The organism is Actinoplanes sp. TBRC 11911 (genome assembly GCF_012933445.1).
GTDB lineage: Bacteria > Actinomycetota > Actinomycetes > Mycobacteriales > Micromonosporaceae > Actinoplanes.
In genome coordinates this window covers 129,455-153,747 of sequence record NZ_JABBNC010000021.1, presented here as the reverse complement: position 1 = coordinate 153,747, position 24,293 = coordinate 129,455, and the positions used below count along the sequence as shown (strand labels likewise).

At 68.9% G+C, this 24,293-nt stretch carries 22 protein-coding genes; 5 read left to right on the top strand and 17 right to left on the bottom strand.

What is annotated here, in order from left to right:
- Positions 1–160 precede the first annotated feature (160 nt).
- The 3 genes from HH310_RS44915 to HH310_RS26235 are packed head-to-tail and all read left to right on the top strand — an operon-like array spanning position 161 to position 1,987.
- Positions 161–283, top strand: coding sequence for a hypothetical protein (locus HH310_RS44915; protein ID WP_282438530.1), 123 nt, complete (start codon positions 161–163; stop codon positions 281–283).
- A 14-nt stretch (positions 284–297) separates the two neighbouring features.
- Complete coding sequence (locus HH310_RS26240; RefSeq protein WP_169178302.1) at positions 298–762, top strand: nitroreductase family deazaflavin-dependent oxidoreductase; 465 nt, start codon at positions 298–300, stop codon at positions 760–762.
- A 52-nt stretch (positions 763–814) separates the two neighbouring features.
- Positions 815–1,987, top strand: a complete 1,173-nt coding sequence (locus HH310_RS26235) for an acyl-CoA dehydrogenase family protein (protein WP_169178301.1) — start codon at positions 815–817, stop codon at positions 1,985–1,987.
- A 40-nt stretch (positions 1,988–2,027) separates the two neighbouring features.
- Here the strand turns inward: HH310_RS26235 and HH310_RS26230 are convergent, their stop codons facing one another.
- The 9 genes from HH310_RS26230 to HH310_RS26190 all read right to left on the bottom strand — a co-directional run bounded on the left by HH310_RS26230 (position 2,028) and on the right by HH310_RS26190 (position 12,191).
- Complete coding sequence (locus HH310_RS26230) at positions 2,028–3,530, bottom strand: DUF1593 domain-containing protein (RefSeq protein ID WP_169178300.1); 1,503 nt, start codon at positions 3,528–3,530, stop codon at positions 2,028–2,030.
- 24 nt (positions 3,531–3,554) lie between these two features.
- Positions 3,555–4,535, bottom strand: coding sequence for a sugar phosphate isomerase/epimerase (locus HH310_RS26225; protein WP_169178299.1), 981 nt, complete (start codon positions 4,533–4,535; stop codon positions 3,555–3,557).
- Positions 4,535–5,923 carry an FGGY family carbohydrate kinase gene (locus HH310_RS26220; RefSeq protein ID WP_169178298.1) on the bottom strand — a complete coding sequence of 463 codons (1,389 nt, stop codon included), beginning with the start codon at positions 5,921–5,923 and terminating at the stop codon, positions 4,535–4,537. Before HH310_RS26220 ends, HH310_RS26225 begins: the two co-directional genes overlap by 1 nt.
- Positions 5,916–6,866, bottom strand: a complete 951-nt coding sequence (locus HH310_RS26215; protein ID WP_169178297.1) for a transketolase family protein — start codon at positions 6,864–6,866, stop codon at positions 5,916–5,918. Before HH310_RS26215 ends, HH310_RS26220 begins: the two co-directional genes overlap by 8 nt.
- Positions 6,863–7,744, bottom strand: coding sequence for a transketolase (locus HH310_RS26210; protein ID WP_169178296.1), 882 nt, complete (start codon positions 7,742–7,744; stop codon positions 6,863–6,865). The genes HH310_RS26215 and HH310_RS26210 overlap by 4 nt, the downstream gene beginning before the upstream one ends.
- Positions 7,745–7,796: 52 nt before the next feature.
- Positions 7,797–8,774, bottom strand: coding sequence for a D-ribose ABC transporter substrate-binding protein (locus tag HH310_RS26205; protein WP_312034323.1), 978 nt, complete (start codon positions 8,772–8,774; stop codon positions 7,797–7,799).
- A gap of 98 nt (positions 8,775–8,872) precedes the next feature.
- Positions 8,873–9,952 (bottom strand): ABC transporter permease, encoded by a 1,080-nt coding sequence (locus HH310_RS26200; protein ID WP_169178295.1) that lies wholly within the window; start codon positions 9,950–9,952, stop codon positions 8,873–8,875.
- Entirely contained in the window at positions 9,949–11,544 is a 1,596-nt protein-coding gene (locus HH310_RS26195) for a sugar ABC transporter ATP-binding protein (RefSeq protein ID WP_169178294.1), read from the bottom strand. The genes HH310_RS26200 and HH310_RS26195 overlap by 4 nt, the downstream gene beginning before the upstream one ends.
- The gene (locus HH310_RS26190; protein ID WP_169178293.1) at positions 11,541–12,191 is read right to left on the bottom strand and encodes a DUF2291 family protein; all 651 of its coding nucleotides are present in this window, start codon (positions 12,189–12,191) and stop codon (positions 11,541–11,543) included. Before HH310_RS26190 ends, HH310_RS26195 begins: the two co-directional genes overlap by 4 nt.
- Positions 12,192–12,327: 136 nt before the next feature.
- On the opposite strand from HH310_RS26190, the gene HH310_RS26185 reads away from it, so the two are divergent.
- Positions 12,328–13,299, top strand: coding sequence for a sugar-binding transcriptional regulator (locus HH310_RS26185; RefSeq protein ID WP_312034322.1), 972 nt, complete (start codon positions 12,328–12,330; stop codon positions 13,297–13,299).
- Between the two features lie 29 nt (positions 13,300–13,328).
- On the opposite strand, the gene HH310_RS26180 is transcribed toward HH310_RS26185, so the two are convergent.
- Together HH310_RS26180 and HH310_RS26175 are read right to left on the bottom strand one after the other, a co-directional pair.
- Complete coding sequence (locus HH310_RS26180; RefSeq protein ID WP_169178291.1) at positions 13,329–13,529, bottom strand: DUF397 domain-containing protein; 201 nt, start codon at positions 13,527–13,529, stop codon at positions 13,329–13,331.
- 40 nt (positions 13,530–13,569) lie between these two features.
- Complete coding sequence (locus HH310_RS26175) at positions 13,570–14,457, bottom strand: helix-turn-helix transcriptional regulator (RefSeq protein ID WP_169178290.1); 888 nt, start codon at positions 14,455–14,457, stop codon at positions 13,570–13,572.
- An 870-nt stretch (positions 14,458–15,327) separates the two neighbouring features.
- On the opposite strand from HH310_RS26175, the gene HH310_RS26170 reads away from it, so the two are divergent.
- Complete coding sequence (locus HH310_RS26170; protein ID WP_169178289.1) at positions 15,328–17,616, top strand: hypothetical protein; 2,289 nt, start codon at positions 15,328–15,330, stop codon at positions 17,614–17,616.
- Positions 17,617–17,653: 37 nt separating this feature from the next.
- On the opposite strand, the gene HH310_RS26165 is transcribed toward HH310_RS26170, so the two are convergent.
- From HH310_RS26165 to HH310_RS26140, 6 genes are all read right to left on the bottom strand, one after another.
- Complete coding sequence (locus HH310_RS26165) at positions 17,654–18,772, bottom strand: epoxide hydrolase family protein (RefSeq protein WP_169178288.1); 1,119 nt, start codon at positions 18,770–18,772, stop codon at positions 17,654–17,656.
- Positions 18,773–18,805: 33 nt separating this feature from the next.
- Positions 18,806–19,399: a hypothetical protein gene (locus HH310_RS26160; protein ID WP_169178287.1), complete on the bottom strand. Its 594-nt coding sequence runs from the start codon at positions 19,397–19,399 to the stop codon at positions 18,806–18,808.
- 224 nt (positions 19,400–19,623) lie between these two features.
- On the bottom strand, positions 19,624–20,601 hold the full coding sequence (locus HH310_RS26155) for an amidohydrolase family protein (protein ID WP_169178286.1): 978 nt from the start codon (positions 20,599–20,601) through the stop codon (positions 19,624–19,626).
- Positions 20,598–21,569, bottom strand: coding sequence for a VOC family protein (locus HH310_RS26150; RefSeq protein ID WP_169178285.1), 972 nt, complete (start codon positions 21,567–21,569; stop codon positions 20,598–20,600). The genes HH310_RS26155 and HH310_RS26150 overlap by 4 nt, the downstream gene beginning before the upstream one ends.
- Positions 21,566–22,612 (bottom strand): PrpF domain-containing protein, encoded by a 1,047-nt coding sequence (locus HH310_RS26145; RefSeq protein WP_169178284.1) that lies wholly within the window; start codon positions 22,610–22,612, stop codon positions 21,566–21,568. Before HH310_RS26145 ends, HH310_RS26150 begins: the two co-directional genes overlap by 4 nt.
- Positions 22,609–23,298: a 4-carboxy-4-hydroxy-2-oxoadipate aldolase/oxaloacetate decarboxylase gene (locus HH310_RS26140; protein WP_312034321.1), complete on the bottom strand. Its 690-nt coding sequence runs from the start codon at positions 23,296–23,298 to the stop codon at positions 22,609–22,611. Before HH310_RS26140 ends, HH310_RS26145 begins: the two co-directional genes overlap by 4 nt.
- Positions 23,299–24,293 lie beyond the last annotated feature (995 nt).

Sequence of the window (24,293 nt, the reverse complement as noted above, 5' to 3'; positions counted from 1 at the left end):
GCGCCGGTGCGGCCGCCGAAGACCGCGCCGATCTACCTGGCCCCGGCCGCCCGCCCCCGCGACGCCGACCTGCGGAAGGCCGCCGACGTGCTGAACGCGGGCAGCAAAGTCGCCATTCTGGCCAGCGTCGGGGCGCGGGGCCGGGATGACAGTGGAGCAAGTGGCCGATGTGCTGGGTGCGCCAGTGGTCAAGTTTGCCGAGGCGTGGTTGCGTGGGCAGCCCGGTAAGGCGGCGATCGCGACGACACTGTTCAAGGACAAGATTCAGCAGATGAAGAGCTGAGCGGGGTTGGTGCGATGAGTGGCCGGCGGCCGCGACGGGTGCTGCGGGTCGCGTTCCAGGTGCCCCGGGTTATGTTCCGGCTGCGGCTCGGGTGGGTCTTCGGCGGGCGGCTGGTGCTGGTGGAGCACGTCGGGCGCCGGTCGGGACGGGTCTACCGCACGCCGCTCGAGGTGATCGACCGGGACCGGGCCGGGGTGCTGACGGTCGCGTCGGCGTTCGGTGGGCGGGCCGACTGGTACCGGAACCTAGTTGCGCGGCCCGAGACGCGCATCGCTTTCGGGGGCCGCGCGATCCCGGCGACCGCCGAGCCGATGTCGGCGGCGGAGGGGTCGGCGGCGATGCTGGCGTACGCGCGGCGCCACCGGTGGCTGGCCCGGCGGGTCCTCGCGGTGATGGGCCATCGCGTCGACGGGACCGACGCCGGCTTTCTCGAGGCGGGCCGCCAGTTGCGATTCGTGCGGCTGATTCCCAACGTGTGAGCCACCCGACGTTGCTCTTTGGGCGGCCGCAATCCGGGTAAGCGGCCCCGGCATGAACGGACGATGGGCCGAGATCCTCGGCGCCGGGCTGGACCCCAGCGAGCGGGAGCTGGTCGCCGCGGCGGCGGGGCTTGTCCCGCTGCTGGCCGGGAACGCCGCGCGAGCCGACACCGAGCGACGAATTCCCGCCGAGAACCTGGACGGGCTTCGTACCGCGGGGTTGCTCCGCGTCACCGTGCCGCAGGCCTTCGGCGGCCACGGTGCGGGACTGCGGGCGCTGGTGGCGGTGTGTGCCGAGCTGGGACGCGGGTGCGCCTCGACGGCTTGGGTGACGTCCCTGTACGGAGGCGGCGGCTGGCTGACCTCGATGCTCGCCGACACCGTCCGGGAGCAGGTCTGGGCCGACTCTCCGGACGTGCCGGTCTGCGGGGCGATCGGCGTGCCGCAACCGGCGCGGCGGGTGCCCGGTGGCTATCGGCTGGACGGCCGCTGGGGCTGGATCTCGGGGATCCGGCACGCCGGGTGGGTCGGGCTCGATGTGCTGGCCGAACCCGCGGCGCGGGGCTTGGCGTTCGTGCCGGTGGACGCCGTGCGGGTCGAGGACACCTGGGACATGGCCGGCATGCGCGCAACCGCCAGCGACACCGCGGTCGCCGAGGACCTGTTCGTCCCCGACGACCGCATGCTGTGGTTCGCCGCCGCGGCCGCGGGAGCGTATCGCCGCGACGAGGTGGGGACGCGGCTCGCGTTTCCGGTCAGTGTGATGGTGCCGCTGATCGCCCCGATTCTGGGGCTCGGCATCGGCTTGTACGACCACGTCGCCGGCATCCTCGGCGCCGGGCGGCCGGTGACGTCCGGGTCCCGGATGCACGCGCTCGCCCGGGACACGCCGGGCGTGCAGGCGAACGTGGTCGACGCGGCGGTGCTGATCGAGGATGCGCTGCTCCGCGTGGCCTGGCTGGCGGGCGAGCTGGATCGGGCGGCCGCCGCCGGGGTGATCCTGCCGGAGCCGAACGCGGTCCGGACACGGGTGGACCTCGCCGTCGCGGCCCGGTCGGTCCGGCGCGCCGCGGACAAGTTGCTCGACGTCAGCGGGGCCAGCCGGTTCGCGTCGACGGATCCGGCGCAGCGCATGTGGCGTGATCTCGGCACGGCGACGCGCCATCCCGCCTTCGTCGCCGAGGTCAACCGCGAGCGTTACGGCCAGCTGCTGGTTGGCGGCTGACCTCGGGCAGGGAAGGCCGTCACCTTCCCCACCCGTCGGGTCATTTCACCGCAATGGTCACCCGGTCGTAGCGGGTCAACGGGAACCGCCCGTTGTCGGTGCCCTGCAGAATCACCGAGATGGTCTGGCCGGGCTTGGCGTCCGCCGGTACCGTCACCGCGCCGCCGGCCGAGACCGCGACCGCACCCGGATACGTCCCCTCTTCCGGGTAGGCCCACCACGACGTGGACACCCGGTCACGGTCCGGATCGGACACGTGCGCTTTCAGCCGGACGACCGATCCGGCACGCGCGCGCACCTGGTCGCCCTGCTCGATGCGTACGGCCGGGGCGTGGTTGCCGTCGCGCGACAGCGTCCAGCGCATGCGGTTGGCGAAATCGTTCTGGGCCGCCGCCGCCCACCGCAGCGTCGTGTAGTTCGACACCGAAGCACCCGACGGATCCTTTTCCGTAGGCACCATCGTCCAGAGGTTCGGCGAGGTGGTGGTCTGCGTCGCGCGTCCGCCCCAGCCGCCGAGCAACGGGTTCTCCGGTGCCTGGATTCCGGTGTCGAGAAGCATGTTGAACGCGACGTTGTCACCCTCGGACAGGAAATCGTACGGGCCGAGCGGCTTGCACCAGCCACCCGGCGCCTTTGCCGGGTCACCGAAGATGTCGAGCTGGTCGCCCGGCATCGATTGCCCGTCCAGCCACGAGCGGTACAACGATCCGTACGGGCCGGTCTGGATGTTCTGCTTGATCCACGCCCCGGTGAAATAGACGCGGTCGGCGGGCAGGCCACGCGTGTTGCCCTGGCCCGCGTTGCAGTTGTAGCCCCACGTCGCGTAGCCGGCCGACATCTGCTCGACCCGGACCTGCGGCCAGTTGACCGAAATGTAGTCCTGATAGGTCTCGTCCTGGAAACCGCTCGCCAGAATCACCGCCTTGCGCGACACCGACGCCTGAATCGAGCGCCACTTGGACGTGCCCGCGTAACGCTCCTCAATAGACTTCAGCGCGCGGGCAATGGTGCTGGTGCCGCCCCACGCCTGCAGATAGAGCGGCCGCGAGTCGTGGTCGAGCAGCAGATCGCGGATGAGGTTCGATCCGTCGCTGTCGTGCGACATCTCCCCCTCGAAGTCGATGTTGCCGACCTTGACCCGCGACTCCAAAACGGCCGGCGACGGATAGGCCGGATCGTTGGCGTGCAAATTCTTATAGACCTTCGCGTACGCCGGGAGCACCTGATCCTGAATCGTGCGCGTCCCGGTCCAGCGCCACGACGTCTGCGGCGTCTTGTATTCGCGGCCGGGCAGGAAGAACTCGGTGCCCTTGCCGTCCCCGGCCCAATGGAACCGGCCGCTCGCGTAGACGATTCCTTCGGTGTCCACGTCGTTGGTGTAGAGCAGATAGCGGATCAGCGACGCGAGGTCGTCCTGTTCCATGTCGGTGGTGATGACGGTCCGGGGCTTGTCGGCGGAGCGGGAATGAGCGGAAGCGGGGACGGAGACGGCGGAGACCGCGGCTATCGCGGCGACCGCGCCGGCCAGCAAACGGGGGAACATCCAACCTCCATGTCAGATGGCCTACTAAAAGTTACCGAAAAGCGCGTCCTGCACGATCCGCTGCGCGGCCATCGCGTCCTGCCGTTCCTGCGCCTCGGCGAGCGCCGCCGTGTCGAGCCGATCCAGCGCGCGGTAAATGCGCTTGAGGATCTGAATCGACGTACGGGCGGCGTCGACGCTGTCCTCGCGGAACGGGAACTGGTCGAGCTGCCACACCCCCTCCCAGTTGTTCTTGCGCAGCGTGTGGAAGAACTCGAAGATCTCGGTGAGGTGCACGGTGCCGACGACCAGGTCGTCGTCCCAGCCGCGCAGGTTGTCGTTGACGTCCATGCCGAACAGCCGGCCGTGGTCGATGATCAGCTGGGCGGCGTCGGCGGGTGACTCGCCACCGTAGAGGCTGTGCCCGAAGTCGAGCAGTACGCCCACGTTGTCCAGGCCGATCTGCTCGATGCCGAGCAGGGTGCGCGCGGCCGAGTCCCAGGTCATCTTCACGCGGGGTTCGCGCGGCTTGTACTCGATGGCGAACTTGAGGTCCGGGTGCGCGCCGGCCAGCTCCCGCATCCCGTCGACGGCGAGTTTCCACAGCGTGCGGTGGTCGACCTGGAACGGGTAGTCCCAGCCGTCCTGGCCGGGCCAGATCTTCACGTAGTCGGCGCCCAGCTCGCGCACGATCCCGGCCGCCTCGTGCATCAGGTCCAGCGCGGCCTTGCGTACACCCGGGTCGGGGTTGGTGAACGCGCCCCGGCCGAACTTGCGCAGGTAGATCTCGGGGGTGATGCCGATGGCGGAGAGTCCCTGTGCGGCAAGGGCATCCTTGACCTCGCTGAGCGAGACGCCCGGCGTGAACGGATAGTTGAGGTCTACCACGGACAGGTCGCCCACCTCGCCGGCCAGCGCGATGGCGTCGAGCGTGGTGCGGGCGGGACCGTAGCCGTCGGTGGCGTACCGGTCGACGTAGGTGGCGAAGTGCCAGAGGCCGGCGCCGAAGCGCGGGTATTCGGTCATCAGAGGCTCCCAGAGCGGTCGGAGGAACGGGACCGGGCCACCGCGTCGCGCCACGCGTCGCGCGCGGCGCGGCCGTCGGAGGGCCCGGGGAGGAAGTCGTCGTAGTCGAGCGGCGGCGGCTCGATTCCCAGCGCGAGGAATCCGGCGCCGAGGGCGGACAGGTTGGTGGTCCGCGCGCGGCGGACCGGGATGCCGGTCAGGTCGGCCTGGATCCGCATGAGCACGTCGTTGCCGGCGGCCCCGCCGTCGGCCAGCAGTCGCTCGGCCGGGCCCATCGCCTCCACGACGTCGGCGACCTGGTGGGCGATCGACTCGACGGCCGCGCGAGCCAGTTGCGGGATCCGGGTGCTGAACGTGAGGCCGCTGATCAACCCGACGGCGGCGTCGTCCCACCAGGGCGCGGCCAGCCCACCGAAGGCCGGCACGAGATGGACGCCGTCGCTGGTGGCCTCGGCCGCCATCGCGGCGATCTCGTGCAGCGAAACGCCGAGGAACGTGGCCAGCCACGCCACCGTCGCGCCGCTGGACCGGATGTTGCCCTCGGCGGCGATGACCGGCGCCGGATCGCCCCAGGCCACGGTGGTGCACACGTCGCGCGACCCGCCCAGCCGCATCACCGACGACCCGGTCCCGTAGGTGACCTTGACCCCGCCGGCCGCCTGCGAACCGTGCGCGAACAACGCCGCGTGCGAGTCGCCCAGCACGGCCGTCACCGGCAGTCCGGCAAGGACTCCCCCGGCCGGCCCGATCTGACCGAGCGTGCCGTGCGACGGCGTCACCGTGGGCAACGCGCTGGACGGCACCCCGAACAACCCGAGCAACTCGGAACTCCACTGACCGGTACGCACATCGAGCAACTGGGTGCGGGATGCGTTGCCCACCTCGATCTGGTGACTGCCGGTAAGCACGTACAGGAGCCAGGAATCGATGGTGCCGACGGCCGCGTCCGGCGTGCGATCGAGCAACCACCGCAGCTTGGCCGCGCTGAACATCGGGTCGAGCGGCAGCCCGCTGATCTCCCGGACCACCTCGGCGTGCCCCTTCTCCCGGAGCGCGTCACAGACCGTCACGGCCCTTTGGTCCTGCCAGCCGAGAACCGGACCAAGTGCTTCCCCGGTACGCCTGTCCCAGACCACCGCCGACTCACGTTGCGTGCTGAACCCGACCGCGACCACGTCACTGCGAGCGACGTCGGCGAGGCAGTGATGGGCCGCGTCCAGCACACTGGCGACGATCTCGCCGGCGTCCTGCTCGACCCAGCCCGGCCGCGGATAGGCGATCGGCACCGGCGCCGAAGCGGTCCGCACCACGTCCCCGGCCAGCGAGATCAGCACCGCTTTCGTCGAGCTGGTGCCCTGGTCGATGGCGAGGACATACCGGTCAGGCATGGGATCCGACCAGCTCGACGGCGGCGCGGCAGATGTCCGCCGCGGTCAGTCCGAAGTGTTCGAGCAGGAACGCGGTACTGCCGGTCGGGGCGAACTCGCGGTGCACGCCGAGCATCCGCATCGGCACCGGCGACGGCGACGCGACGACCACCGCGGCGACCGCCGCACCCAGCCCGCCGGTGGTGGTGGCTTCCTCGGCGGTGACGATGGCCCGCGTCTCGCGCACGGCTTTCCGGATCGCCTGCTCGTCGAGCGGCGCAACCGTCGACATGTTGAGCACCCGCACCGACAGGCCCTGCTCGGCGGCGGCCGCGGCGGCGTCCAGCGCCCTTGACACCATCGAGCCGGTCGCCACCACGGTGACGTCGCTGCCCGGCCGCAACACCGACGCTTCACCGAACCGGAACTCGGAACCGATCGCGGGCACCTTGAACCGGCCCACCCGCAGGAAGACCGGGGTCGCCGCGCCCGCCGCCCAGCGCACCGCCTGCCGCGTCTCGGCCGGGTCGGCCGGCACCACGATCCCCAGCCCGGCGATGGCCCGCAACCAGGAGAGATCCTCGATCGAGTGGTGGGTCGGCCCGAGTTCCCCGTACGCCATGCCGGGGCTCATGCCGCACAACACCACCGGGGATTGGCTGTACGCGACGTCCGCCTTGATCTGTTCGAGAGCCCGCCCGGTGAGGAACGGAGCGGCGGCGCACACGAACGGCACGTACCCGCTGAGCGCCAGGCCCGAGCCGACCCCGACCATGTCCTGCTCGGCGATCCCCACGTTGATCATCCGGTCCGGGAACTCGCGCGCGAACCCGGTCAGGTTGCTGGACCCCACCGAGTCGTTGCAGACCGCGACGATCCGCTCGTCCTCGCGGGCCAGCGCGATCAGCTCGTCGGCGAACGCGACCCGGCAGTCGAACGTCTCCGCCTGGACCGTGGCGCTCATCGCGCGAGCTCCGCGACCGCGGCACTGATCTGCTCGGGGCTCGGCACCTTGTGGTGCCATTCCACCCGGTCCTCCATGAAGGAGACCCCTCTTCCCTTGATCGTGTGGGCGATGATGCAGGTGGGGCGCTCATCGCCGGTGTGCTGAAACGCGTCCAGCAGCGCGAGGTGGTCGTGCCCGTCGACCTCCCGCACGTCCCAGCCGAAGGCCCGCCACTTGTCCGGCAGCGGATCCAGCGAGTTCGTCTCCTCGGTCCGTGCCCCCTGCTGCAAGCGGTTGCGGTCGACCACGGCGGTGAGGTTGGCCAGGCGCCGGTGCCCGGCGGTCATCGCGGCCTCCCAGTTGCTGCCCTCCTGCAGTTCGCCGTCGCCGAGCACCACGTAGACGTGCCGCGACGAGCGGGCGAGCTTCCCGGCCACCGCCATGCCGACCGAGACCGGCAGTCCGTGCCCGAGCGGACCGGTGTTGGTCTCCACGCCGGGCACCTTGACCCGGTTGGGGTGCCCGTTGAGCGGGGACAGCGGCGCGGCGAACGTGTCGAGTTCGGCCTCCGGGAAGTAGCCGGCGGCGGCGAGCGTGGTGTAGAGGGCGCCCGCGGTGTGCCCCTTGCTCAGCACGAACCGGTCCCGGTCCGGCCAGTCCGGCTTCTCCGGATCGACCCGCAGCACCGCGAAGAACAGCGTGGTGAGGATGTCCAGGACGGACAGGTCGCCGCCCACGTGGCCGAGGCCGGCCCGGCCGATCATGTGCAGGTCGGTGGTACGGGACTGGTTGGCGCGCTCCCGCAGCATGGCGCGGCGGCGTTCGGGTCCGGCGTCGGCGATCTCCTGCCGGAAGCGGCGCCAAGCGGCGGCGGTACGGGGGTCGGCGACCAGCATTTTGTGCAAACCTCTCGCTATTGGGCGGGCTTTTTCAAGCCCGCCCGTCTCCTCAGGAGCCGACCGCGAAGTCCTTCACCTGCGGCGCGTTGTCCTTGTTGACCAGCACGCAGTCGATCGACTGCTTCTCCGGCTGGCTGGCCTTGTTGCCGGCCTTGATGTACGCGTCGGCCTGGTCGACGGCCATCTCGGAGATCTTGCTGGCCGGCTGGAGCACCGTCGCCTTGATGCCGTCCTTCATGATCGACGAGACCACGTCGGGGCTGCCGTCGAACCCGACCACGAGCACGTTCTTCTTGGCGGCCTGCACCGCGGCGTACGCGCCCAGGGCCATCGTGTCGTTGCCGGCGATGATGCCCTTGATGTTGGGGTGGGCCTGCAGGATGGTCTGGGTCTTGCTGAGCGCCTCGGCCTGGTCCCAGTTGGCGCTCTGCTGCGCGACCATCTTCAGGTTCGGGTACTGGTCGAGCACGCCGTGGTAGCCCTGCGAGCGCACGCCCGCGTTGGTGTCCGTGGGCTTGCCGGTGAGCTCGGCGTATTCACCCTTGCCGTCCATCAGCTTCGCGAACTCCTGGCCGCCGAGGCCGGCGCCCTGCGCGTTGTTGGAGACGATCTGGGCGACCGCGACGCCGGTCTTGTTGATCTCACGGTCCACCAGGAACGTCGGGATACCGGCGTCCTTGGCCCGCTGCACGGCGGCGACCGAGGCGTCCGCGCCCGCGTTGTCCAGCACGATCGCGGCTGCCTTGCGGGAGATCGCGGTGTCGATCTCCTGGCTCTGCTTGGTGGGGTCGTCGTCGTGGCTGAGCACGAGGGTCTCGTAGCCCAGCTTCTTGGCCTGCGCGGACGCGGCGTCCTGCTCGGCCTTGAAGAAGACGTTGTCCGGCGACGGCGTAATGATCACCATCAGCTTGGACGCCGGGGCCGCGGAGCTGCCGCCGCCGCTGGATGCTTCGTTGTCGTTTCCGCTGGAACAGGCTGCGAGGGCAAGAACGGCCGCCGCACCCGTGGCAAGTAAGGCTCTTTTCACGATATATCCCCTCTGTTAGGGCCCGTTGGGTGGGCGGGCGCTTTCAAAGGTGTGGGGAATTGAGCCGCTGGGAGCGTCCCGAGTCCCCACACCGGTGTTCAGGCAGTGCGTTTGGACAGTCCGGACTGCAGGCGTTGCTGGGCCTGCTCGGTGATGACGGCGAAGACGATCACCGCGCCCTTCACCACCGACTGCCAGAAGGTGGAGACCCCGACCAGCACCAGGCCGTCGCTGAGGAAGCCGATGACGAAGGCGCCCATGACGGTGCCGATGATCGTGCCGCGGCCGCCGCTGAGGGCCGTGCCCCCGAGCACCGCGGCGGCGATCGCGTTGAGTTCGTACGTGGTGGCGGTGTCCGGATAGGCGGCACCCAGCTCCGAGGTGAGCAGCAGGCCGGCCAGCGCGGCACAGGCGCCGGAGATGATGTAGACCGCGATCTTGACCCGGTTGACCCGGATACCGGCCAGGATCGCGGCCCGCTCGTTGCCGCCGACCGCGAAGATCCGCCGGCCGAACGGGGTTTTGGTGGTGACGACGACCGCGGCGACGATCACCCCGATCATGATCCAGACGGCGACCGGGATGCCCAGGAAGCTGTCCACGCCGATCACGTGGAAGCCTTCGTTGTGGCGCCCCGGGGTGCCGGCCAGGTCGGGGTAGGTGCCGCCGTTGCTGTGCAGCTGGGCGATGCCCCGGGCCACGTACAGCATGCCGAGCGTGGCGATGAACGGCGCCACCTTGAAGCGGGTGATCACCAGGCCGTTCACCGCGCCGACCAGCGCGCCCACCAGGATGCCGATGAGGATCACGACCGCGACCGAGAAGAAGACCGTGCCGCCGGGGACGTGCAGCCCCTTGAACAGCAGCCCGCCCGAGACCATGCCGGCCAGCCCCGCGATCGAGCCCACCGACAGGTCGATGCCGCCGGTCAGGATCACGAACGTGACGCCGATGGCGAGGATCGCGTTGATGGCCACGTGCTTGGTCATCAGGATCAGGTTGCTCTGCGTCAGATACTCCGACGAGATCGCGCTGAAGAAGATCACCAGCACCACCAGGACGACCAGCGTGCGCCCGCGCAGCAACAGCAGCGCGGCCTGGGCCAGCACCCGGTTCCGTGGGGGGTTCGGCTCCGGCGCGGCGGCCGTCGACGCCGGCGAGGCAACAGTGTCGGTCATGAGTTCTCTGTTTCCATGGGCATGCCCTCCTGGCCCTCGCCTGGCCGGCCGTCGTGTGGTGCGGCTGACTGCCGCTCGGTGCGGTCGGTCATGCCGAGGACGCGGTCGGAAGCGGAGGCCGCGACCAGCGCCTCCTCGGTCACGTCGGCCGCCGCGTACTCGGCCGTGATGCGGCCGCGGGCCATCACCAGGACCCGGTCGGCCATGGCGATCACCTCGGCCAGCTCGGACGAGATGAACAGCACGCCGAAGCCCTGCGCGGCCAGTTCCGCCATCAGGGCGCCGATCTGGGACTTGGCGCCGACGTCGATGCCGCGGGTCGGTTCGTCGAGCAGCAGCACGACCGGCTCGGTGAGTAGTGCCCGGGCCAGCACCACCTTCTGCTGGTTGCCGCCGCTGAGCGAGGTGACCAGCGCGGACAGTCCGGGGCTCTTGATCGACAGTTCGCCGGCCTTCGCGGCGGCCGTCCGCTGCTCGGTGGCGCCGCGCAGCAGGCCGGCCCGGGTGAACCGGCCGATCGTGGCGAGCAGGATGTTGTCGCGGACCGACATGGTCTGCACCAGGCCGTCGCGCTGCCGGTCCTCGGGCACCAGCGCGAGCCCGGCGGCCATCCGGGCCTGGACGGTGGCGTGCGGTTCGGCCTTGTCCCGGATCCGGACCTCGCCGGACGTCGACGACCGCATGCCCATCAGGCACTCGATCAGTTCGGTGCGGCCGGCGCCCATCAAACCGTAGACGCCGACCACCTCTCCGGCGTGGACGGTCAGCGAGACGTCGTCGACCAGGGGGCGTACCGGTCCGGGGACGGTGAGGTGGCGTACATCCAAAAGGGTTTGACCGGCCGTCGAGCTATTGTGGGCGTACAGGGAATCGGGGTCCCGGCCCACCATCTGCCGCACGATCCACGCGGTGTCGGTCTTGGCCATCGACTCGTGCGCGACGAGTTTGCCGTCACGCAGGACGGTGACCCAGTCGCCGATGCGGCGAAACTCGTCGAGCTTGTGCGAGATGTAGATGACCGTGACGTCGTGATCGCGCAGGTCTGCCATGACCTCGAAGAGCACGTCCACCTCGTTGTTGGAGAGCGCCGAGGTGGGTTCGTCCATGATGAGCACGCGTACGTCCTCGAGCAGGGCCCGGCCGATCTCGACGAGCTGCTGCTGGCCGATCGGCAGGTCGCCGACGAGGGTGTCCGGGTCGAGGTTCTGGCTGAGCCGGGTCAGCACCTCACGCGCCCGGCGCCGCTGCGTGCCCTTGTCCACGAAGCGGCGGCCGCGGCGCAGCTCCCGCCCGGCGAACATGTTCTCCGCGATGGACAGGTTCGGGAAGAGGCTGAGCTCCTGGTGGATGATCCCGATGCCGCGGGCCATCGCGTCGCGCGGCCCGGACAGCTCGATCTCCTCGTCGTCGAGCAGGATCGCGCCGCTCGTGGGCTTCTCCGAGCCGGACAGGATCTTCATGAGCGTCGACTTGCCGGCCCCGTTCTCGCCGACCAGGACATTGACCTTCCCCTCGTACGCGGTGAAGTCGACCTCGCTGAGCGCCTGCACTCCGCCGTAGGACTTCGAGATGGCCTGCGCGACGAGTTTCATGCCGCGGCCAGTTCCGTGGGGACCAGGAAGATCGCGCCGCCGGCCAGCGCCGAGAACGCGCCGTAGAAGGTGATCTTCTGGCCGGTCAGGTCCTTCGCGCCGGCCTTGGCGATCACGTCCGTCTTGACCCGGTTGTTGATCTGGTTCGCCACGTCGGCGTACTCGATCTGGTTGGTGAAATCGCCGAACGCGATGAAGCCGACCGCGTCGCGCACCGCGGTGCCGGCGATGACCGGGCCGGTCGCGATGGTGATGGTCTTCTTGTCCGGCAGTTCGACGGTCATCGGGCCGGTCGGGGCCTCGGTGTCGATCTTGGTGACGGTGCCGGTGCCCTTGACCATGTACGCGTACGGGCTGCCCTCGCCGCTGCGGTGGCCGTACTGCTTGCCGGCCGCGTCCGGATCCTTCTCGATCGCCGCCATCACGGTGGTGACCTCGACGGCCTTGTCGTGCACGGTCGGGACGATCTTCGACTGCCAGTTGTCGTCGACGTACGCCTGGGGGCTGGTGGCGTTCTGATCGGCTTTGGCCTGGTCCGCCGATTCGTAGGTGTAGATGCCCGGCACCCGGCCGCACGCGGCCGCGATCGCCAGCAATGCCGCAAGCGCTACGGCGACAGCCGCGGAACGTCGGGAGGTCAGCAGCATGCGTGCATATCCATTCACTAGCGACTGGTCATACAATCACTGTGAACTTTCGATGTCGTTCTTGTCAACGGGTTGGTCGGTACGACGCGCCGCGCCGTGCCGCTACTCTTCGTTGACGATGGTGGAGGAGGCATCCGTGAGCGAGCCGATTGGCGTCGCCGCCGAACACGTCCGGCTACTGACGAAGGTCGCCCGGATGTACCACGAGCGGGGCATGCGACAGCCGCAGATCGCCGCGCACCTGCACATTTCCCAGCCTCGGGTGTCCCGCCTGCTCAAGCAAGCGGTTTCGGTCGGAATCGTCCGGACAGTGGTGATCTCGCCGCGCGGCGTGCACGCGGAGCTCGAGGAGGCGGTCGAGCAGAAGTACGGCCTGCGCGAGGTGGTGGTGGCCGACAGCGACGGCCAGACCGACGAGATCGCCGTGACGAAGGCGATCGCCGCGGCCGCCGCGGTCTACCTGGAGACGACGCTGGCCCGCGACGACCGGGTCGGGATCTCGTCGTGGAGCGCCACCCTGCTCGCCACCGTCGACGCGATGCACCCGGCGCCGAGCCTGACCGCTTCGCGAGTGGTCCAGATCCTGGGCGGCGTGGGCACGAGCGCGGCGCAGAGCCAGGCGACCCGGCTGACCGGCGGCATGGCCCGGCACACCCGCGCCGAGGCGGTCTACCTGGTGGCGCCCGGCCTGGTGGCGACGGCTTCGATGCGCGCGGCACTGCTCGAGGAACCGTCGATCGCGGCGGTCATCGCGGCCTGGCAGGACCTCACCGTCGCGCTGGTCGGCGTGGGCAGCCTGGAACCGTCCACCCTGCTGCGCCAGAGCGGCAACGCGATCGCCGCCGAGGAGGAGCAACGCCTGCGTGAGGCCGGCGCGATCGGCGACGTGTGCATGCGCTTCTTCGACGAGGAGGGCCGGCACGTGGCGTCCGCATTGGACGATCGGGTGCTGGGCATCGGCTCGGACACCCTGCGACAGGTGCCGCGCCGCGTCGGCGTGGCGGGCGGCGAGCGCAAATATCGCGCGATCCGGGCGGCGTTGCGCGGCGGCTGGCTGAACGTGCTGATCACCGACCAGGAAACGGCGACCGAGCTGCTGAAGAATTAGGGCTCCACAACGCGGAGCCCCAACCCCGTTCATTCTAGACGGTGCAGATCGAACTCACCGTTCTTTACCCCGGCGACAAACTGTTGCCATTCGTCCGGTGTATACATATGAGCTGGCTTGCTAGTATCCTTGGAGTCTCGAACCGCAATCGTGCCGTCCATGTATCCGACCTCGACGCAGGCGCCATTGTTGCAGTATGACGACCGGCGCCAGTTGAAACCCAGACGCATCTTTCGACTTACCATTTCGAAAACTCCCCGTTACCAGGTGCTAGAGAAGCACGGATCCGCTTAGAGTGCGATGCACGGACCTCAGCGTGGAGAGAGTCTCCGCCTCGCTCATGGCTGTCGCCGCGAGCTCGTCAAAGGCCTTTATGTATTGACGGACGTCTTCGTCCTTCTCGACATAGAATCCTTCTTTACTGATACCCTCGCTGTAGATCATGTCGGACATCGCGGGAACGGGACCGTCAGCCGTCGTCGTCGCCGCGAAACGCAGCGCGATGAAGCCGCTGATCAGTCCTTTGGTAGCGCCGGCACCATACGGAACCAGCTGCAGCCTGACGTTCGGGGAACTCTCGCACTCGTCCACCATCCGGGCAACCTGGCCGACCATTATCGACCGGCTGCCGACCACCCTTCGGACGACCGACTCATCCATGATGAAATGGAGCTCGGCATTATCCGCGACAGCTTCCCGACGCATCATTCGCACGTCTACCGCTTTTTTTACTGCCGCCAGATCATCACCGAGCCAGACGCTCAAGACCTCCGTCGCGTACTCACGCGTCTGCAAGAGGCCGGGCACCGTGCCGATCTGGTAATCCCTGATTTGCACGGCTGATCCCTCGAGCCCGACGAATTTTTCCAGCGCCGGGTCAAGACCGAAGTTCTGCCACCACGCGGTTTCGCGACTCCCGCGCGCGAGCCTCATGAGCTCGTCGCGCGACCCTTGATCCACTTGATACAAATCGCATAGATCGCGGACGTCACGTGGCAGGATGTTGCGGCCGGCCGTCTCGATCCGGCTGATTTTCGCCGGAGAACACAGCAGGCTCTCAGCCACATCCCGAACGCTCATACCCGCGTGCAGGCGATATGTGCGCAGCGCTGCACCCAGCTGGCGGCGACGAGCCATCGGGCCCGGATCAGCGGGCATACGCTCCCCTAACCGATGTCGACACGTAGCTAACAGCCACATGGCAACTGCTGGAGGCAACACTAACCAGGCAACAGACCCTTGGCAATTGCCAAAGGATCAGTCATGCTGATTACAGCCAGTAGTTATATGATCACCACCCGTCTCAAGTTGATCACAATGTACACCCGATCCTGCGTACTAGGAGGTCGCTCATCAGCAAACCCCCTCAGGAACTCGACGCGTTGCGGGCACTAGGTCTGGACGGTATGGACATACCGCTTCAACTGGCGGCAACCAGTTGACGCACGGCAGCGACTGGCGGCAACCAGTCGGCGCCAAGTATGGGGTACCGTCCCAGACTTTCGTTCTGACCCGACGGTCGGCGTGTACGCCCACCGCTTACCCCTTGCCCACTGGGCACTAGGCCAGGTGGCGCTCGACAATAACACTTGCGCGGCGCACCACGAAAACGGCCCGCCCACCGGCGGGCCGCCGCGTCGCCTCGACCGGCGACCGCGCCGCCCCGGGATCCGGCATGTCAGCCGCTTTTACCAGCAGAAATCCCGCCCTCGTTCAGCCGTCGTCGGAGCCTCCCGCAGCGGCGCCGGCCGATTCGCGATCACGGTCGCCACCGTCCTCAGCGCGTCGACCCAGAAAGCCGTCCGGCGATCGGGTGACCCGACCTGCCCGGCTTGTCGCTGCGTAACCTGAACGCTTCTTAGGCAGCTATCTGCTACTTGACGCGCATGGTGGATCACGGACAAAGCTGGCAAGTTCCACCATTCGAGTGGCCCCGAAAAGGGGCCTCGCCGACCATCGACGATCGTTAAGATCAACTCCGCCCCCGCCCGGAAACCCCTTCCCGCGCGGGGCTTCGGGGAGAAGATCATGAATCGTTCGAGGAGGGCATTGTTCGGCGCGACCGCCGCTCTGCTCTTGTCCGCCACCGCCGTCACCGTGCTCGCGCCCGCGGCGCAAGCCGCCCCCATCACCCATCCCCCGCTCGTCGCGTGGGCCAACACCGACTCCGCACGGCCGGACACCCCGGCGCCCAGCCCCACCGGGGACGCGGTGGTCGGCACCGTCGCCGGCCGCACCGCGCGGGCCTACTTCACCTACGACCTCAGCGCGTACCGCACGCAGGTCGTACACGAAGCCCAGCTCTTCACGTCGGAGCGGTCCGTCCAGGACTGCCAGCGCGTCGCGCCGATCGAGATCTGGCGTACCAAGCCGGTCGCCGACACGACGACCTGGCAGCAGGCGCCGAAGGAGCTGGAGCTGGTCGCCCAGGGCAACCTTGGCACCGCCATCTGTCCCGCACCCGTCGTCACCTTCGACGTGCTGCCGCAGATCCAGGCGGCGCTGGGCCGGCACGACAAGACCATCACCTTCGAGGTACGCGTCGCCGCGGCGGCCGAGAGCGACCCGGGCTTGGGCCGTACCGTGCGGCAGCTCAGCCTGGACCTGACGGCCAACCACCCGCCCACGGTGAGCGGCCTCAAGGTGCTCAACCCGGACCGCCCCTGCGGCACCTTGGCCAAGCACGCGACCGCCGGAGGTAACTCCACTCGGGTCACCGCGACCGCCACCGACGCCGACGGGACGCCGCCGACTCCACAGATCTGGTTCGCGGTCTGGCCGGTGGACCACCCGGAACAGCGCACCGAGAGCACCAGCGTGGCGCTGCACCTGAGCGGTTACCCGGACGGCACGGTCGTGGCCTGGGCCGCGCAGGCGCGCGACCTCGACGACGCCGGGCCGTGGAGCCGGACCTGCTACCTCACGGTGGACAACACCGCGCCCGCCACGGCGCCGGTCGTGTCCTCGCCTAAGTACAACGTTGCCACCTACCCGGGCACGGGCGGCCCGGGCGACGCCGGTGACTTCGTGTTCGACGCGGCCGGCGACCGGGACGTCGTCGGGTTCGTCTACCGCACCGGCAACCTCGGCGCCACCACCTACGTCGACGCCGGCCACCCCGGTGGACGAGCACGCGTCAGCCTCACGCCGACGTCCGCGGGATCCGCGGAGCTGCAGGTCAGCGCGGTCGACCTGGCCCAGAACCGGGGACCGTTCCAGTCGTACCGCTACTACGTGCGCGCGACCGCGCCCGCGGTCAAGGTGGACGTCGCCGGGGTGGGTCTCACCAGCCACGTGACGCTCAAGTCCCCGGTCGCCGAGGTGACCTCGTTCGGGTACGCCCTCGACGCGGGGACCGAGACGGTTGTTCCGGCGGTGGACGCCACGGCCACCGGTGACGTCGTCTTCCCGGACAAGGGCTGGCACACCATCAAGGCCAACGGATACGTCCACCAGAAGCTGGTCGGCACCTATACCGAGACGATCCTGGTGAGCGACGCCCCGGTCATCGCGTCCGAGCAGTTCGGTCCGAGCACCGGCGCGGTCGCTGGCGAGCCGGGCAGCTTCACCTTCACACCGCGCACCACGAACGTCGTGTCCTATCAGTACGACTTCGGCGACGGTGTGCAGCAGAGCATCGACGCCGCGGCCGACGGCACGGCCAAGCTGGACTGGACACCACAGGCCGGGGACTACACCCTCACCGTCAGCTCGGTGTCCGCGGACGGCACCGTGTCCGACCCGTCGACCCGGAGCTTCTGGGTCATCGACACCCGCCCGACCGTCTGGTTCACGGGCGCCTCGGCCTCGGACAACGGCGGAGCCGGTCAGCCGGTGACGATCTGGATGTCGAGCGAACTGCCCGGCGCCGAGGGTTTCGTCTACAGCTTCGACGGCGGCCCGGAACGGACCGTCGACGGGAGCTACATCTCCGCTGAGGTGGTGCCGGACCGGGTGGGACCGATCCTGCTCACCGTCCGGGCACGGCTCGCCGACGGCACCTTGACACCGGAAACCACCGTCACGGTCACGGTGACCGACGCGCCGTTCGTGTCGGTCACCGGTCCGGACGGCGGCGCGCCGAAGGTCGGGCAGGAGGCCACCGTGACCTTCCGTCCGGCGGTGCCGGGCGTGGTCGCCTACCGGTACCCGTCGAAGACCGAGTGGGCGGACATCGAGATCCCGGCGGGTCCGGACGGCTCCGCGACGTTCACCTACGTCCCGGAGTACTCCGGATACGACAACTTCAGCGTCACCAGCGTCACCGCCGACGGCACGCTGTCCGAGAACCGCTGGTACGAGTTCAACGTCGAGTGACGGCTCGGGAGGCGGGCAGCGGCCCGCCTCCCGGCACTCACCCCAGGCCCGCGAAGAACGCGCGCACGTCGTCCGCGTACAGCTTGGGCTGCTCCGCGGAGAGGAAGTTGCCGCCCGCCGGGAACTCGGTCCAGTGCGTCACCGGCATGTCGCGCTCGGCGAATCGGCGCACCGTGATGTCGGTGACCCCGAGCGCCACGCCCATCGGCACCGCCGACTTCTCCTTCGGGGTCCAGGCCGTCGGGTCGTGCGCCATCTCCCAGTAGAGGTTCGCCGACGAGCCGGCCGTGCCGGTGAACCAGTACAGGCTCACGTTCGTCAGCAGCAGATCCCGGTCGATGGCGTCCTCGGGCAGCTCGGCGGACGGATCGGTCCACTCCTTGAACTTCTCCACGATCCAGGCGAGCTGACCGGCCGGCGAGTCGTGCAGGGCGAACGCGAGCGTCTGCGGCCGCGTCGACTGGATGACGTTGAAGCCCATCTTGTCGTCGCGGAACTCCTGCAGGCGCCGCAGCCGGTCCTGCTCGGCCGCGGTGAGATCGGCGAAGTCGGCCGGATCCTGCGACGGGAACGTGATGTGCCCGTTGACGTGCACGCCGATCACGGCGGCCGGCTGTTGCCGCGCCATCTGGACACCCAGGCCGGCCCCACCCCCATTTCCCTGTACGCCGTAACGGCCGTAACCGAGACGCCGCATGATCTCGTGCAGCGCCGCCGCGCCGCGCGCCGCCGTCCACCCCTCGCTGGTGAGCGGGCCGGAGAAGGCGATCCCGGGATTACTGACCAGCACCAGGTGGAAGTCGCCGGTCAGCGCCGCGACGACCGGCAGGTAGAGCGCGTACGACCCGGGCCAGTCGTGGCTGATCAGCAGTGGCGTGGCGGCCGGGTTCGCGGAGCGGACGTGCGCGAAGTGCAGGGTCTGGCCGTCCACATCGGTGACGAACTGGGGCAGCTCGTTGAGCCGCGCCTCGGCGGCCCGCCAGTCGAAGTCCCGCTCCCAGTACCGGGCGAGGTCACGCAGATAGTCCACCGGAACGCCGCGGCGCCAGCCCTGGCCGGGGATCTCGGTCCCCCAGCGAGTGCGGGCCAGGCGCTCGCGGAGATCGTCGAGGTCGGACTGGGCGATGGCGACGTGGAAGGGGCGGATCTCGGACATGTCGACTCCCTTCGAACGTTGGAGCCCCCATCGTTACGGCTGCCCGGCCGACCCGCTACGGCCTCGCAAAACTCGGACCATTGCCCCCGTACCGACCACGCCCGCGGCAATGATGAGCCAGAGTCCGATTCCCACGCTCACGGTGCCGGCGAACTCGCTCTCCGGGATGTCACCGGACAGGTGGATCACCTCGTAGACGCCGAGTCCGGTCAGCCCGATGGTGCACAACATCGCGAGAAGGGACAAAGCCAGATGCCGCCCCGGATTGCGGACAAGCCAGATGGCGAGAGCGGCGATCGCGGCGCCGAGGAGCACGCTGTACCAGCCGTCCGTGCCGTCGACGCCGGAGGAGCTCATGCCGCCGAAGAAGTTGATCTTCACCCACGGCATGAACGAGCCCATCAGGCCGGCGATCCCCGCGCCGAAGGCGAACCACAGCGCTGTCGGGCTGGCGGGCGCCGCCATGTGCGGGATCGGTTGAGTGGTGGCCTGCCCGAGCTCGAAGTCGAAGTAGGGCTCGTCGTCGGGCTCGGCCGCGGCGTGCCGCCCGGCCGGCGCGGGCGGCGCGGAGAACGGCTTGGTGGCGGGCGCGGCGGAGAATCGCTGAGCGGCCAGAGGCGCGGACAAGGGCTGACCCGTCGGCGGCGCGAAGAACGGCTGCGGCTCGTGCGGCGGCTGGAGCGTTTGTGGTTGGAGCTCGCTCTTCCCTGCGGCAGCCCCTCCCTCACCCTGCCCCACGGGGAACAATCCGGACGGTTCGGCCGGCGGTTGCGACGGGTATGACACGGCGGGCTCCCTCGGGCGGTGGCCGACTACGGCACCCCGCCACGATCGGTCGCCCACAACCCGAGTTAAGCGATTTTGAGACGCGGATACACCCGGCGCACATTCCCTTCGTAGATCCTGGTGCGGTCGTCGGCGGACAGGTTCAGCGCCTCGATGTAGCGCCGGGTGTCGTCGAAGTAGTGGCCGGTGCGCGGGTCGATGCCGCGGACCGCCCCGACCATCTCGGACCCGAACAGGATGTTGTCCGGGGCGATCACGTCGAACAACAGGTTGATGCCGGGCTGGTGGTAAACACAGGTGTCGAAGAAGACGTTGGTCATCACCGACTCGTCCAGCGGCGGCCGGTCGAGCATGTCGGCCAGCCCGCGGAACCGGCCCCAGTGATAGGGCACCGCTCCCCCGCCGTGCGGGATGATCATCCGGAGCCCGGGGAAGCGCGCGAAAAGGTCGGACTGCAGGAACTGCATGAACGCCGTGGTGTCCGCGTTCAGGTAGTGCGAGCCGGTCGCGTGGAAATTAGGGTTCGTCACCGCGGACACGTGCACCATCGCCGGCACGTCCAGCTCGACCATCGCCTCGTAGAACGGATACCAGAACTCGTCGGTCAGCGGCGGCGACGTCCATTGCCCGCCGCTCGGGTCCGGGTTCAGATTGCAGCCGACGAACCCCAGTTCACGTACGCACCGGCGCAGTTCGCCGATCGAATGAGCGATCGGCACCCCGGGCGATTGCGGTAGCTGGCAGACACCGGCGAAACGCTTCGGATACAGCACCGCCACCCGCGCGATGAGGTCGTTGCACGCCCGCGTCCACGCACCACTGAAAGCCTCGTCCCCGACGTGGTGTCCCATCGCCGACGCCCGCGGCGAGAACAGCGTCAGGTCGATGCCGCGCTCGTCCATCAACCGCAATTGGTTGCCCTCCAGCGATTCGCGGATCTCGTCGTCGGAAATCGCGGGATAGGGACCGGCCTGACCCGCCTGGCGCCACGCGGTGTGCGCCGCGGGAGCGGTCGTGTAATGGCCGTGACAGTCGATGATCACGCCGGATCCTCCGGTACCGGCACCACCGGGGTGCCATGCGTATGGAACGTGCCGATCGTCTGGAGTCCCCACGCCTGACCCTTGGCCCGTTCGGCCTGGGTCCAGCTCACGGTTTGCCAGTCGGGCGCCAGGATCAGCCGGGCACCCGCGTTGCAGATCTCGATGCGGTTGCCGCCGGGTTCCCAGACGTACAGGAAAAAGGTTTGCTGAATCGCGTGTTTGTGCGGCCCGGTCTCGATGTGCACGCCCGCGTCCAGGCACACGTCGGCGGCCCGCAGAATCTCCTCGCGCGTATCGGTGGCGAACGCGATGTGGTGCAGCCGGCCGCGGTGCCCGGTCCAATCCTCGGTATACACGAGGTCGTAGGTCTTGTTGCCGACCGAATACCAGATCGCCTGCGGCCGCCCGTCGTCCTTCACAATCTGCTCGGTGCACCGCGCGCCGAACACATCGGCCAGAAACGACGACGCACCCGGCACCTCGGCGGTCAGATAGTTCACGTGGTCGAGCCGGCGCAGATTGGCACCCCGCCCGGGATAGGCGGCCGCCTGGTTCTTCAGTGCGGGCCGGTCGCTGTCATCAGCCCGATACCGTTCGACGTCCCAGTAGAGGCCCATTTCGTGCCCGTCGGGATCGATGAAAAGCACAACCTTTCCCAGCCCGTACGCGTCGGCGACCGTCGTGTGCGGGCCGATCGCCGACGCCAGCCGCCCGATCGCCTGCGGGCTGGCCGCGCGCAAATAGGTCCGCCCGATTCCGGCGGTGCCGCGCCGCACCAACCGCACCGTCCACGATTGATAGTCGTCCCAAGTGTGCAGGTAGACCGACGTGGCGTCGCGGTGCACCTCACGCAGGCCCATCACCCGCACGAAAAAATCCCGCGACTCCTCCAGCACCGGGGTGAACAGTTCCACCGGGCCGACGTGCGCGATGTCGCGGCGCCGATCCGGGTCGTGGGTGAGGCTCATCCGGTTGCCTTTCCGCAGCGGGGCCACACCAGGCCGTCGGCCAGTTTCCGGGCGGTGCGCACCACCGAACTGCGCGCCAGCGTGGTCCCGTCGAGTTCGACGCCGACATCGAACGACCCGCTCGGGTGTTCGATGCGGACCAGGGTTTCGCCGGCCAGCGAGACGACCGTTCCCGATATGCGCACGCCCGCGGCCACCGAGACCGCGCCCAGCACGCCGATGGCCGCGTGCACGCGATGGGGAATGAAAGTCCGGGTGGCGATCGTGCCGCCGGATCGGGGCGCGGACAGTATCGAAATCTTCGGAACGGTCGTGTCGCGGACGTCGCCCAAGCCCATCGCCGGTCCGGCCTCGAGCCGAATCGCCTCGACCTTCTCCCGCAGGTCCGCATTGGCTTCCAGCGTCGCCGGTGATTCGTCGCCCTCGATACCCAGATCGACCGCGCGGACCAGCACCACCGGCATTCCGGCGTCCACGGCGGTGACCGTCACCCCGGCGAACCGGTCGGTGCGGTGTCCGGTCGGAAACACCGACCCTTCCCCGCCCGGAAACGCGATGTCGATCGGGGCGGCCGGAAACGACGTCCCCGCCATCACCGTGTCACCGTCGTACCGCACGCGACCGTCCGGGGTTCGCACCCGCTCCTCGGCGAAGCGGACCGTGGGATTGACGATGCGGACGCGTACCGGGGTCGTCGGCGCAAGCGGCGCGACAAGACCGCGCTCGATGGCGAACGGGCCCACCCCGGCGAGCAGATTGCCGCAGGTCTGCGCGTCCGTGACGACCGCGCGGTCCGGCACCACTTGGAGAAACAGATAATCGACGTCGGCCTCCGGATCGGCCGACGGACCGACCACGGCGACCTTGCTCGTCAACGGATGGCCGCCGCCGAGGCCGTCGATCTGCCGTTCGTCCGGCGAGCCCATGATGCGCAGTAGAAGGTCGTCGCGGTCCGCCGGATCGGCCGGCAGATCGGACGCCAGGAAATAGGCGCCCTTCGAACTGCCGCCGCGCATCTGCATACACCGGATGCCGTCGCTCATGGCAGGCGGTCCACGTATTCGACACCGAGTTCCGCCAGCAACGGCCGCAGGTTGTACATGTCGACGCCCAGCGTGCCGCTCGCCAGCTGCGCGCGCTTGTCCGCCTCGGCCGCCGTGCGTTTCGCCGCCGCTTCGGCGACCGGTGCGCCCAGCGCGATCGGCAACGCGACCACGCCGTCGTCGTCCGCCACGATGATGTCGCCCGGCCCGACCAGTTGCCCGGCCGCGACCACCGGCACGTTCACCGAGCCCGGGCTGGCCTTCACGGTGCCCTGCGCGTGAACGGCCCGCGACCAGACCGGGAACCCCATCTCCCTGAGCGCGGCGATGTCGCGCACGCCGGCGTCACTGATGAGTCCGGCGACGCCGCGGGCCATCAGCGAGGTGGCCAGCAGCTCCCCGAACATCCCGTCGGTCGACGGCGAGGTGGTGGTCACGACCAGAATGTCACCGGGCGCGCACACCTCGACCGCAGCGTGAATCATCAGGTTGTCCCCCGGATGGCAGGACACCGTGATCGCCGACCCGGCCACGACAGCCCCTGCTTGCCGCGGCCGAATCGCCGGCCCGAGCAGCCCAACCCGCCCGGCCGCCTCATGCACGGTGGCCACGCCGGCCTCCCCCAGCGCGGCGATAATCTCCGGCCCGGCCCGCTCAACGCTCCGCACCACGTAATGCGACGCCACGGCCGCACCCTCCTCGGTCAGCGAGACACATCGATGCCACCCATCCTCCAGGACCTGTCTACGGCCCTCCCACCTTGTAGTCAATATCGTCCCCCAAATTATTGACAATCCGAGCGCCCTGTCGGGGGCCCCCTCACCCGCACGCCGTGCCCACGCCCGGACGCCACGGCGGCCCATCCACCGCAACCGCACCCTGCCGCCGCTCACCCTGGGTGTGTCTCGGCCTGTTTGGCCCCGCTCGAAGCCGCCCCGCCGCCCGACGACCCGGAGAGCGGCTCGGCCAAGTTGCCAAGAGGCGATTTTTCGGAAATATCATTAGAAAGTCGGCAGAAACAGCGTGCCGAAGCACGCATGAGCCGCGGTGATCTGGCGGTGCCCGCGCCGGCGTTGCGGCTCACCCGTTCAGCGGGCTGCGAGGCTGCGGTCTGTCGCTGGCATTCCGGTGTACCGAAGCACAACGAGCCGCCAACTGGGCTTCGTCCTGATTCGGCGACTCAGTCAGCCGAGCCGCAGGGTTCGCAAGTAATCCTGCTATGTGGACATCGCATACCGCATCGTGGAGGATTTGCGACCTTGGAGAGTTACGCCCATATATCGACCACAAGTCGCCAAGATTCGGATTTGAAGGCGACCAACGGCTGAACAAAAGCCGCACGACGGGAGGAAAGTCCCTCCTATTTGGACATCTATCCCATCATGCGGACGCGACTCCACCATGTGGACAGCGATCCCGCCTACTGAGCACCCGTCCCAAATAATGGATACCGCGAGGACCCGGCCGTGCGTGCAGTCGAATGCCGGAGGGGTGGCGACGCGCCGCGCACCGAGACAATAACTGATGTTTCTGGAAATGCCGGACATGCGCAGGCAGCCAACTGGCGGCACCTAGCGCGCCCGACACCCACACCGCCATGGCGCACCCAGCATCGCCACCCCGCACCGCAACCGGCCGCACCCAGCACCGCCACCCCGCACCGCAACCGGCCGCACCCAGC